Genomic DNA, 12,142 nt, shown 5'->3' with positions numbered 1-12,142 from the left:
GGCTCAGGCAGCGCGCGCTGCTGCAGCAGCGGCGGCGGCGAATGCGCCCACACCGGCGCCCGCACCTTCGACACCTGCAGCCAACGCGCCGACGCCGCGCCCCGCAGCGCGTCCGACACAGCCGTCGGCGCCTGTGGCGGCCCCCGCCACGGCGCCTGCGCCCGCGCAACCTGACCCAGCCCCGGCAGGCGCCCCGTGAAACGGTCTACCGCGGTCCGCGTCGTTGGACCTCTTCAGTGGATTGTCTATCCGGCCCTGGCGGTTATGGCCGCCACCATCATCCTCGGCATACCGGTCCAGCTTTTCGGGCTGCGGTTGCCCGAGCCGGTGATCCCCATGGTGCTGGCCTTCTGCTGGCCCCTGATCCGGCCGTCGATGATTGCGCCAGCCGTGTTGTTCGGCCTGGGCGTCTTTCTGGATCTGTTCTGGGAAGGGCCTATGGGCCTGTGGTCGCTGGCCTTGATGAGTGTGTACTGCACGGTTCTGTTCGCCAGAAACCTGATCGCCGGGCATGAAGGGCTGATCCGTTTCGCCTGGTATGCCGCCTGCACATTGGGCGCCTTTTTTATGGCCTATCTGATCGTGGCCATGCGTTCGGGCAATCCGCCGGCCATCCTGTCGCTGGTGCTTCAGGTTCTGCCCACGCTGCTGCTTTATCCGGCGGTCGACTGGCTGCTGGAGCGTTTCGACGACAGTGACACGAGGTTCCGATGAGCGAACCATCGATCTTCTTTTCCGACGTCAATGAACGCCAGGGCTCGTTCCTGCGCAGGACATTCGTGTTCGGCGGGTTTAGCGGCCTTGGCATCATGGCCCTAGTCGGACGACTGGCTCAGCTCCAGATCGTTCAGGCGCAGGAATATGCGACCCTGTCATCGCAGAACCAGTTCAACTTCCGCATGGTCCCCCCGCCGCGGGGCGTGATCAAGGATCGGAACGGGGTGGTCATCGCCGGCAACCGGCCCAGTTTCCGCGTTCTGGTGGTGCGTGACGAGACCAAGGATCTGGATCAGACGCTGGATCTGCTGGGCCAGCTTCTGCCGGACACGATGGATCGCCGCCGTGCGATCATCCGCGAGGTCAATGCGGCGTCCAAGTTCAACCCGGTCCCGGTCAAGAGCGACCTGACCTGGGAGGAGTTCGCCAAGGTCAATCAGTATGCGCCCGAACTGCCGGGCGTGATGGCTGACATGAACGAGGCGCGATACTATCCGTTCGGCGGGTCTTTCGCGCACGTCATCGGCTATGTGGCCAAGGTCTCGGATCGTGACGTTCAGGCCATTCGCGACAAGGGACAGCAGCCGCCAGCCCTGCTGTACAACCCCAGTTTCCGCATTGGTCGTCAGGGCATCGAAAAGGCCCTGGATATGGACCTGCGTGGTCAGGCGGGCGGCAATCGGGTCGAGGTCGATGCTCGTGGCCGCGTCGTCGCGGAAGACATCGGCGGATCGCGTCCGGCTGTGCAGGGGCAGGAAGTCATCCTCACGCTGGACGCCGACATCCAGAACCGCGCCCTTGAGGTCTTCGGCGAAGAATCCGGCAGTTGCGTCGTCATGGATGTGCGCAACGGCGACATTCTGGCCATGGTGTCGTCGCCGTCGTTCGACCCGAACCTGTTCGTTTCGGGCATACCGTCCAAGGCCTATCGTGCATTGGCCGACTATGAGCGCAGACCCTTGCTGGACAAGGCGCTGGGCGGCACCTTCGCGCCTGGCTCGACGTTCAAGCCGGTCGTGGGTCTGGCGGCCATGAAGCGTGGCTGGGACCCCAGCCGCCGGGTCGTCTGCAATGGCAGCTTCTTCCTGGGGCGTCGCTTCGCCTGCCTGGGACGGCATGGCGCACAGGATTTACGCGGCGCGATCAAGAACTCCTGCAACGTCTATTTCATGACGATCGCGACCGAGTTCGGTCCCGACGCCATCGCCGAAACGGCGCGCGACCTGGGCTTCGGCCAGACTTTCGATATTGGCCTGACGGGGCAAAAGGCGGGGCTGGTGCCGGACCGCGAGTGGCGGCGTCGGAACCCTGTGCGTGGCGACGGCAAATGGTATCCCGGCGAGACGCCCAGCTATGGGATCGGGCAGGGCGCCTTGAACGTCAATGCGTTGCAACTTGCCGTCTATACATCGCGCATCGCCAATGGCCGTCAGGCCGTCATGCCGCGCCTGATCAAGTCGATCGGCGGTGTCGAGCAGAAGGCGGGCACGCCATTCGCCGATCTGGCCTATGACCCGCAAATGCTGAAAGTCCTTCGTGACGGCATGGAGGCGGTGACGGACGTCGGCGGCACCGGTTTCCGCAACAGCCAGTTGGGCTTGGGCGCCGTCCGCATGGCGGGCAAGACCGGCACGGCCCAGGCTCAGAACTATGGCGCTGGTTCTCGCAAGGGCGCGGGGCGTCCCTGGGCGCAGAAGGACCACAACCTGTTCATCGCCTATGCTCCGACCGACAATCCTCGCTATGCGGTGTCCGTGATTGTTCAGCACGGCGGTCTTGGCGGCGGCACCGCAGGCGCGCCGCGCGCCCGCGAGGTGATGAAAGTCGCCTTGCTGAAGGACCCGGACATCCGCGCCCGCATCGAACATGCAGGCTTTGAAGCCCCCGAAGACGCGGGCGTGCGGGAGGCTGAGGCGCGGGGGGAACCCATCGACGCCCCGGAAGTCGACGTCGCGGCGCCTCCGCCGGAGATCACACAGTGACCGCTTCGGCCATTTCACGTCCCGGAGAGCGTGAGCGCTTCTCGACCAAACTGACCCAGATCGACTGGCGTCTGGCGGCGCTGATCTGCGTCGTCGCTGGTACGGGCGGCCTGATGCTGTATTCGGTCGGCGGCGGCTCCTGGTCGCCCTGGGCCGCAAAACACATGATCCGCTTCGGCATGTGTCTGGCGCTGATGCTGGTCCTGTCGATGATCAACATCCGCTACTGGTTTTCGATGGCCTATCCCATCTACGGGCTGGCGCTGATCATGCTGGCGCTGATTGAGATTCCCGGGCTGGGCTATACGGCCATGGGCGCGACGCGCTGGCTGAATATCGGTTTCACGCGCATCCAGCCGTCCGAAATCATGAAGATCGGCGTGGTGCTGGCCTTGGCGCGTTGGTATCACGGAGCCTCGGCCAAGGAGGCCAGTTTCCATTGGAAGCTGATTTTCCCCATCGGCATCATCGGCCTGCCGTTCCTGCTGGTGGCGCACCAGCCCGACCTGGGTTCGGCCATGCTGATCGGCCTGACGGGCGCGGCCATCATGTTCATGGCGGGCCTGAGCTGGAAGATTATCGGCGCTGTCGTCGCCGCAGGCGTCGCCTTTGTGCCGCCCTATGTCATGTTCGGAATGCACGAGTACCAGCGACACCGGGTGCTGACATTCCTGGATCCTGAGGCCGATCCGTCAGGCACCGGCTATCACATCATGCAGTCCAAGATCGCACTTGGGTCTGGCGGCCTGCTGGGCAAGGGGTTCGGTCTGGGTAGCCAGAGCCAGCTTGAGTTCCTGCCTGAGAAGCAAACGGACTTCATCTTTTCGGCTGTGTCCGAGGAGTTCGGGTTTCTGGGCTCGTTCACCCTGCTGGCCTGTTATGCCGGGATCATCCTGATTTCGCTGCGGATCGCCTCGTTGTCGCACAGCCACTTCGGGCGGCTGGCGTCGTCTGGTGTGACAGCGACCTTCGCCCTCTATGTGCTGATCAACGGCGCAATGGTGATGGGGCTGGCGCCGGTCGTGGGCGTGCCCATGCCGTTGCTGTCTTACGGCGGGACAGTGATGCTGACGGTGATGATCGGCTTTGGCCTGGTCATGGCCACACGCGTCCACCGCTATGCCGAACTGCCCAAGGGGCATGGCCTGATCTAAGGGTTGAAGCTGTTGTTCGGAGCAGGGCGGTTGACCTCTGCTCCGAACAGGCCCCTTGGATGCGAATGGCTACCGAAACCGTCTACATCATTCAGTCGTACGTGCAGGGCAGGGGCAAGGCCCTTCGCGCTGAGCCGCAGGTCGGCTGCAAGGATGCGGAGGAGGCGCGGCGCAAGGCCGAACGGCTGGCGCCCTTGCGTCTTGGCGTCGTGGCCTTTGCTGTGTCTGCGGATACGGAGTTAGGGGACTACGACGAGCAGCCCACCATCATCTTCAAGTCCGGGCAACTGCCGCCGCCGTTTGCCGACGAGGAGTAAGGCAGGGTGCTGAAGATCAGCCGCCTGTTCTGAAGACAGACGTTGGGCCGTTCGCCGACCCTGAGCACACACGAAAACGCCGCCCGCTGGATCAGCGGGCGGCGTCGTCGTTTTCAGCTCGTGACTGCCTGTTTAGGCGGCGCGCTTGCTGGGGCGGTCAGCGGCGCTGCCGGCCAGTTCGCGGTTCAGCCACAGGGCCAGCAGGGTGAAGACCGCACCGGACAGCAGATAGGCGCCGGCTGCGATCAGGCCGAAGTGGCTGGAGATCCACAGAGCGGCCAGAGGCGCGAAACCTGCGCCGAACAGCCAGGCCAGATCCGACGTCAGGGCGGACGAGGTGTAGCGGTTCGTCAGGCTGAAGCTGGAAGCCACAGGACCGGACGCCTGACCAAACGACAGACCCAGCAGAATGAAGCCGGAGATCATGAAGGTCAGTTCGCCAGCCGCGCCGCCGTTCAGCAGTTGCGGGGCAAAGCCGGAGAAGGCGGCGATACCGGCGGCCGTGACGGCCAGCAGGGTGCGACGGCCATAACGGTCAGCCAGAATACCGGAAGCCAGGATGGCGATCAGGCCGAAGACGGCGCCGACCATCTCGATCAGCAGGAAGCGAACCGGCGTCTCGTTGGTGAACAGGAAGACCCACGACAGCGGGAAGACGGTGACCATGTGGAACATGGCGAAGCTGGCCAGGGGGGCGAAAGCGCCGATCCAGATGCGGGGGCCTTCCTCGCGGATGGCCTGCGACACCGGCGTAGGCTGCAGTTCCTTGGTTTCAAACGCTTTCTGGAAGGCGGGCGTCACCACGATGCGCAGGCGGGCGAACAGGGCCACGACGTTGATCGCGAAGGCCACGAAGAACGGATAGCGCCAGCCCCAGTCCAGGAAGTCCGCCGCTGACAGGGTGTTCAGGAAGAAGGCGAACAGCGACGAGGCGACCAGCAGGCCGAACGGCGCCCCCAGTTGCGGGATCATGGCGTACCAGCCACGACGCTTCTCCGGCGCGTTCAGGGCCAGCAGCGAGGCCAGACCGTCCCAGGTGCCGCCCAGAGCGATGCCCTGGCCGATGCGGGTGATGGCCAGCAGGATCGGCGCCCAGATGCCGATCGACTCGAAACCGGGGATGAAGGCGACCGACACAGTGGCGGTGCCCAGCAACAGCAGGGCGGCGGTCAGCTTGGTTCCGCGACCGAACTTGCGGTCGATGGCGATGAAGATGACCGTGCCAAGCGGACGGAACAGGAAGGCGAGGGCAAAGACCGCGAAGGAAAGCAGGGTGCCTTCAACCGGCGAAACGAACGGGAAGATCAACTGCGGGAACACGACCACGGAGGCGATCGCATACACAAAGAAGTCGAAAAACTCGGAGGTTCTGCCAATAATGACGCCGATGGCGATTTCGCCTGCATCCACTTTGCCGTGATGCGAGTTGATAGCGGCGGCGTCGCGTTCCAGCGACTCTGACGAAGGGGTCGTCGAGGCGGACATGGGCTTAGTCGCTCCGTTTGAAACTAGGGTTTAGACTCGACGGCGTATTGCCGCATTATGATCGCGCGGCCTTTGCGACGAAAGTCGCGCTGAGAGGATAGGACAGATTGTCCAATGTCGTTCCAGATCGAAGCTGACTATCGCCGCCAATTCGAACGCCAACCGTCGCGGCGCCTCCCCCTTGCCCGACGCTTTTCGATTGGATCCGCCTTGCGCCGTCTGCGCCTACTCCTGCTCGCGCCCCTCGTGGCCCTGCTGTCGGCCTGCAACATGGTCGTGCTTCATCCTGCTGGCGATATCGCCACGCAGCAGCGTGACCTTCTGGTCTTCTCCACCCTTCTGATGCTGGTCATCGTCATCCCTGTGATGGGGATGGTGGTCTTCTTCGCCTACAAGTACCGGGAATCGAACAAGGCCGTTGAGAAGGAGTACGACCCGGATTGGGATCACTCCACGTCGCTGGAAGTGGCGATCTGGGGCGCGCCGCTGCTGATCATCGTCTTCCTGGGCGCTGTGACCTGGGCCGGAACCCACCTTCTGGACCCGTACCGTCCGCTGGATCGGATCAAGCCCGGTCAGGCCGCGAGCGAACAGGTCGAGCCGCTGCAGGTCAATGTGGTCGCACTGGATTGGAAGTGGCTGTTTATCTATCCGGAATACGGGATCGCCACGGTCAATGAACTGGCGGCGCCGGTGGATCGTCCGATCCGCTTCCACATCACCTCTTCGTCGGTGATGAACTCCTTCTACATCCCCGCTCTGGCTGGCCAGATCTACGCCATGCCGGGCATGGAGACGAAGCTGCACGCCGTGATCAACCATCCGGGCGAATACACCGGCTTCTCGGCCAACTATTCCGGCGACGGCTTCTCGAACATGCGCTTCAAGTTCCACGGTCTGGATGAAGCCGGGTTCGACAAGTGGATCGCCGACGTTCGCAGCGACAGCCGTTCGCTGGACCGTGACGGTTATCTGGAGCTGGAAAAGCCCAGCGAGAAGGTGCCGGTCATGCACTTCTCGCGCGTCGATGGCGCGCTGTGGGACGCGGTCCTCAACATGTGCGTCGAGCCGGGCAAGATGTGCATGGGCGAGATGATGGAAATCGACAAGCGCGGCGGGCTGAACATGGCCTCGGTGCGCAACACCATGCCGCTGGTCTACGACAAGTACGCCGGTCGCGGTAAGTCGCCCGCCTATTTCGGTTCGAACGACAGCTACGTCATGACGATCTGCACCCCGCTGCAGGCTGAAGCCGCCGCTGCCGACCGCATCCGCCGCGCTGAACTGGACAACATCTCTGCGCCGGTCAGCCTGGCGCGGATGACAGGGCAGGGCCTGACGCCGCAGGGCGTGCCCATGGCCTCGCTGTCCTCCATCGCCCGCAACCCAGTCGCCACGGGGCCGGTTTCGACCGACGTCCGTTCCGCCCCCACCGCCTGAGCGAACAGAGTCTATGAACGCTGACCAACTCATACCGCTGATCTTCGGGCGCCTGACGCTCGAAGCTCTGCCACTACACGAGCCGATCCTGGTCGTGACCATGATCGTCGTCGCCTTGGGCGGCGTCGCCCTGCTGGGCGCGCTGACCTATTTCAAACTGTGGGGCTATCTCTGGAAAGAGTGGTTCACCACGGTCGACCACAAGAAGATCGGGATCATGTACATGATCCTGGGCATCGTCATGCTGCTGCGCGGGTTCGCCGACGCGGTCATGATGCGTATCCAGCAGGCGATGGCCTTCGGCGGGTCTGAGGGATACCTGAACGCGCACCACTACGACCAGATCTTCACCGCCCACGGCGTGATCATGATCTTCTTCGTGGCGATGCCGCTGATCACGGGCCTGATGAACTATGTCGTGCCGCTGCAGATCGGCGCGCGCGACGTGTCCTTCCCGTTCCTGAACAACTTCAGCTTCTGGATGACCACGGCAGGCGCCGTGATGGTCATGGCCTCGCTGTTCGTGGGTGAGTTCGCCCGCACAGGCTGGCTGGCCTATCCGCCGCTGTCAGGCATTGGCTACAGCCCGGGTGTCGGGGTCGACTATTATATATGGGCGCTTCAGATCGCGGGGGTGGGGACAACCTTGTCCGGCATCAACCTGATTGCGACCATCGTGAAGATGCGCGCGCCCGGCATGGGCATGATGAAGATGCCGGTGTTCACCTGGACCTCGCTGTGCGCGAACGTCCTGATCGTGGCGTCCTTCCCGGTTCTGACCGCTGTTCTGGCCCTGCTGACGCTGGACCGTTACGTCGGCACCAACTTCTTCACGAACGACTTCGGCGGCAACCCGATGATGTACGTGAACCTGATCTGGATCTGGGGTCACCCCGAGGTTTACATCCTGGTCCTGCCGCTGTTCGGGGTCTTCTCTGAAGTCGCCTCGACCTTCTCGGGCAAGCGCCTGTTTGGCTATACGTCGATGGTCTATGCGACCGTGGTCATCACGATCCTGTCGTACCTGGTCTGGCTGCACCACTTCTTCACCATGGGGTCCGGCGCGTCGGTGAACTCGTTCTTCGGGATCACCACCATGATCATCTCGATCCCGACAGGGGCCAAGATCTTCAACTGGCTGTTCACGATGTATCGTGGCCGCATCCGCTTCGAGCTGCCTATGATGTGGCTGATCGCCTTCATGCTGACCTTCGTGATCGGCGGGATGACGGGCGTCATGCTGGCGGTGCCGCCTGCCGACTTCGTGCTGCACAACAGCCTGTTCCTGATCGCTCACTTCCATAACGTCATCATTGCAGGCGTGCTGTTCGGTCTGTTCGCCGGCATCAACTTCTGGTTCCCGAAGGCGTTCGGCTTCAAGCTGGACCGCACCTGGGGTCTGGTCAGCTTCTGGTGCTGGGTTGTCGGCTTCTGGCTGGCGTTCGCCCCGCTCTATGTGCTGGGTCTGATGGGCGTGACACGTCGGATGCGGGTCTTTGATGATCCGTCGCTGCAAATCTGGTTCATCATTGCCGCCGTCGGCGTCGCGGTGATCGCCGTGGGCATTATCGCCATGCTGATCCAGTTCGCCGTCAGCTTCATCAACCGCGACAAGCTGCGCGACGAAACGGGCGATCCGTGGGGTGGCCGTACGCTGGAGTGGGCGACCTCGTCGCCTCCGCCGGACTACAACTTCGCCTTCACGCCGGTCGTCTATGACACCGACGCCTGGTGGGACATGAAGCGCCGCGGATACAAGCGTCCGAAGACCGGCTTCGCCGCGATCCATATGCCCAAGAACACGGGCACGGGCGTCATCATCTCGGGCCTGTCCCTGGTGATGGGTCTGGCGTTGGTCTGGTACATCTGGTGGCTGGCGGCGCTGAGCTTCCTGGCGGTGATCGCCGTCGCGATCGCTCACACCTTCAACTACAACCGCGACTACTACATCCCGGTGGAGGAAGTGCGCGAAACCGAAGATGCGCGCACCCGCGCCCTGGCCGGAACGGAGGCCTGATCCATGAGCGCGACCGCGATCAAGACCGACGAACCTGTCGTCTTCCACCTGCCGGAAGAACCGCATCACCCGGAAGGCTCCAGCACCGGGCTGGGCTTCTGGATGTATCTGATGAGCGACTGCCTCATCTTTGCGATGTTGTTCGCCACCTTTGGCGTCCTGGGCGGCAACTATGCCGCCGGACCGGGACCCAAGGAGCTGTTCGACCTGGATCTGGTGGCGGTGAACACCGCCATGCTGCTGTTCTCGTCGATCACCTACGGCTTCGCCATGCTGGCGATGGGCAAGAACCGGATCAACCAGACCCTGGTCTGGCTGGGCGTCACCGGCTTGTTCGGCCTGGCCTTCCTGGGGATCGAACTCTACGAGTTCGCGCACCTGATCCATGAGGGGGCCACGCCGCAACGCAGCGCCTTCCTGTCGTCCTTCTTCGTTCTGGTGGGTACCCACGGCCTGCACGTGACCTTCGGCATCATCTGGCTGGTGACGCTGATGGTTCAGGTCAAGTTCAAGGGCCTGATCCCCGCCAACAAACGCCGCCTGATGTGCCTGTCGATGTTCTGGCACTTCCTGGACGTCATCTGGATCGGCGTCTTCACCTTCGTCTATCTGCTGGGCATGCTGCGATGAGCGCTGACAACCACGCCCCCGAGGCTCACCACGACCATCACGGTCACGACGATCACGATCACGGCTCGTTCAAGAGCTATATGATCGGTTTTGTCCTGTCGGTGATCCTGACGGCCATTCCGTTCGCCCTGGTCATGACCGGCGCCCTGCCTGCGCAGGCTACGGCCCTGATCGTGATGGCCTTCGCTGTCGTGCAGATCGTGGTCCACATGATCTACTTCCTGCACATGAACACCAAGTCGGAGGGCGGCTGGAACATGCTGGCCCTGATCTTCACGATCGTGATCGTGTTCATCTGTCTGGCCGGTTCGCTTTGGGTCATGCACCACCTGAACACCAACATGATGCCGACGCATGACATGACGCAGATGGTCGGCTGACGGGGGCGGGATCATCGACCCCCAACCAGACAAGTCTCCGCGTTCGCGACTGACACGGACCATCGTGTCAGTCGCAGCGTTGGTGCTGTTTGTCGGCTTTCTGGCATTAGGCGGCTGGCAGGTTCAGCGCCTGATTTGGAAGACCGCCCTGATCGCCCAGGTTGACGCCCGGGTTCACGCTGCACCTGTTCCTGCACCCGGACCAGCCCAATGGGCGACGGTGACGCGCAGTGGTGATCAGTATCGCCGTGTTTCGGTGCGCGGCGTTTTTCAGAATGATCGCGAAACCTTTGTTCAGGCGGTGACGGACGCAGGCGCGGGCTTTTGGGTCATGACGCCCCTGGTCGATGCGCGTGGCTTCACGGTTCTGGTCAATCGGGGCTTCGTTACGCCCGAACGTCGCGACCCGGCGTTGCGCGCGGACGGCCAACTGACGGGCGAACAGACGGTCGTCGGCCTGCTGCGTATCACTGAGCCCAAGGGCGGTTTCCTTCGCGCGAACGAGCCGCAAACCGACCGGTGGCGTTCGCGTGACGTGGCGGCGATCTCAGAGCGACGCGACCTGTCGAATGCCGCCCCTTACTTCATTGATGCGGACGCCACGGCCAATCCCGGCGGCTGGCCGTTGGGCGGACTGACAGTGATCCGGTTCCCGAACAGTCATCTGATCTATGCCCTGACCTGGTTCGGCATGGCCCTGCTGACGGTCGTCGGGTTCGGCCTGTTCCTGCGCGAAGAGCGTCGGCGCAGGTCATGACCACCAACCTGCAGCGGTTGTTGGGGCTGGGCGGCTGGAACGTCTCCATGCTGTCGCACGACGGCGCCAATCGCCGGAATATGCTGCTGCTGATCCAGTTGCGCTGGCTGGCAGTGGCGGGGCAGGTGGCGACCATTCTGCTGGTCCACTACGCCATGCGGATTCCGCTGCCGCTGTTCTGGCTGTTGGTCGCGCCAGCGGGCCTTGTGTTGGTCAATCTCATCAGTGCGCCGATCACCGCACGACGCTCTGGCGTTGATGATCAGGAACTGATGGTGGCGCTGCTGACTGATGTGGCGGCCCTGACGTGGCTTTTGTACCTGACGGGAGGCGCGGCCAACCCGTTTGCAGCCCTTTACCTGATGCAGGTCGTGATGGGGGCGGTGCTGCTGGCTCCCGTCTATGCCTGGGCCTTGATCGCGATCACCAGCGCCTGTTTCGCAGGCCTGGGTCTGCACAATCTGCCGCTGAGCCTGCCGCCTGCGCGAGAGAATGCGCTGCTGAGCCTGTATCTGCAGGGCAGCCTGATCTGTTTCGTGCTGATGGCGGTGCTGCTGGTGCTGTTCGTGACACGCATCAGCCAGAACCTGCGTGAACGCGACGCTTCAATGGCGACCCTGCGCCAGCAGGCGGCCGAGCATGACCACATTGTCCGCATGGGCCTGCTGGCGTCCGGCGCCGCGCATGAACTTGGCACGCCGTTGGCGTCGCTGTCCGTGATTCTCAGCGACTGGAAGCGGATGCCGACCCTGACCAAGGATGCGGACCTGGCGCAGGACATGGCGGTCATGCGGGCAGAGGTCGAACGCTGCAAATCCATCGTCACGGGCATTCTTATGTCGGCAGGTGAGGCGAGGGGGCAGGCGCCGGAACGCACGACGGTCCGCGCCTTCGTCGCCGATGTAGTCGAGGCCTGGAAAGGCGACGGCGTGGTCACCGAGATCCACGACAGACTGAGCCAGAACCCGGTGATCATCGCCGATCCGGCGCTGCGTCAGGTCATGGGGGTTCTGTTCGACAATGCAGTCGAGGCGGGCGCCAAGCGTGTTGGCCTGACGATCAGTCTTTTGGATGAGAGCCTAGACATCATTGTTCGCGACAACGGGCCCGGCTTTGCGCCCACGATTCTGTCTGATCTGGGCAAACCCTATACGTCGACCAAGGATCGCCCCGGTTCAGGTCTGGGCCTTTTCCTGCTGATGAATGTGATCCGGTCGCTGGGCGGCAAGGTCGAAGCGTCCAATCCCGCTGCGGGCGGGGGCG

Annotated in this window: 11 protein-coding genes; 10 read left to right on the top strand and 1 reads right to left on the bottom strand. The window is 63.2% G+C overall.

Going from position 1 to position 12,142, the window contains the following annotated elements; genetic code table 11:
- Positions 1–195: 195 nt before the first annotated feature.
- The 4 genes from QZ281_RS09675 (at position 196) to QZ281_RS09660 (ending at position 4,170) form a co-directional block, all read left to right on the top strand.
- Positions 196–714 (top strand): hypothetical protein, encoded by a 519-nt coding sequence (locus QZ281_RS09675; protein WP_292227703.1) that lies wholly within the window; start codon positions 196–198, stop codon positions 712–714.
- Positions 711–2,699, top strand: a complete 1,989-nt coding sequence (mrdA, locus tag QZ281_RS09670) for a penicillin-binding protein 2 (RefSeq protein WP_292227700.1) — start codon at positions 711–713, stop codon at positions 2,697–2,699. The genes QZ281_RS09675 and mrdA overlap by 4 nt, the downstream gene beginning before the upstream one ends.
- A complete protein-coding gene (gene rodA / locus QZ281_RS09665; RefSeq protein ID WP_292227698.1) occupies positions 2,696–3,853 on the top strand; it encodes a rod shape-determining protein RodA in 1,158 nt (385 codons plus the stop codon). The genes mrdA and rodA overlap by 4 nt, the downstream gene beginning before the upstream one ends.
- Positions 3,854–3,918: 65 nt before the next feature.
- Entirely contained in the window at positions 3,919–4,170 is a 252-nt protein-coding gene (locus tag QZ281_RS09660; RefSeq protein WP_292227693.1) for a hypothetical protein, read from the top strand.
- A 132-nt stretch (positions 4,171–4,302) separates the two neighbouring features.
- Here the strand turns inward: QZ281_RS09660 and QZ281_RS09655 are convergent, their stop codons facing one another.
- Complete coding sequence (locus QZ281_RS09655; protein ID WP_292227690.1) at positions 4,303–5,655, bottom strand: MFS transporter; 1,353 nt, start codon at positions 5,653–5,655, stop codon at positions 4,303–4,305.
- Between the two features lie 210 nt (positions 5,656–5,865).
- On the opposite strand from QZ281_RS09655, the gene cyoA reads away from it, so the two are divergent.
- The 6 genes from cyoA to QZ281_RS09625 form a co-directional block, all read left to right on the top strand.
- Entirely contained in the window at positions 5,866–7,095 is a 1,230-nt protein-coding gene (cyoA, locus tag QZ281_RS09650; protein ID WP_292227687.1) for a ubiquinol oxidase subunit II, read from the top strand.
- A 13-nt stretch (positions 7,096–7,108) separates the two neighbouring features.
- On the top strand, positions 7,109–9,112 hold the full coding sequence (cyoB, locus tag QZ281_RS09645) for a cytochrome o ubiquinol oxidase subunit I (RefSeq protein ID WP_292227685.1): 2,004 nt from the start codon (positions 7,109–7,111) through the stop codon (positions 9,110–9,112).
- 3 nt (positions 9,113–9,115) lie between these two features.
- Positions 9,116–9,742: a cytochrome o ubiquinol oxidase subunit III gene (gene cyoC, locus QZ281_RS09640; protein ID WP_292227681.1), complete on the top strand. Its 627-nt coding sequence runs from the start codon at positions 9,116–9,118 to the stop codon at positions 9,740–9,742.
- Positions 9,739–10,122: a cytochrome o ubiquinol oxidase subunit IV gene (gene cyoD, locus QZ281_RS09635; RefSeq protein WP_292227678.1), complete on the top strand. Its 384-nt coding sequence runs from the start codon at positions 9,739–9,741 to the stop codon at positions 10,120–10,122. Before cyoC ends, cyoD begins: the two co-directional genes overlap by 4 nt.
- A 64-nt stretch (positions 10,123–10,186) precedes the next feature.
- Positions 10,187–10,879 carry an SURF1 family protein gene (locus QZ281_RS09630; protein WP_292227677.1) on the top strand — a complete coding sequence of 231 codons (693 nt, stop codon included), beginning with the start codon at positions 10,187–10,189 and terminating at the stop codon, positions 10,877–10,879.
- Positions 10,876–12,142, top strand: a 1,267-nt coding sequence (locus tag QZ281_RS09625) for an ATP-binding protein (protein ID WP_292227674.1), incomplete at its 3' end; no start/stop codon positions are given. The genes QZ281_RS09630 and QZ281_RS09625, both read left to right, overlap by 4 nt.

The sequence above is a fragment of the Brevundimonas sp. genome, assembly GCF_018608325.1.
Lineage (GTDB): Bacteria > Pseudomonadota > Alphaproteobacteria > Caulobacterales > Caulobacteraceae > Brevundimonas.
Note: the sequence above shows the minus strand (reverse complement) of the source record. Positions and strands in the feature narration are given on the sequence as shown.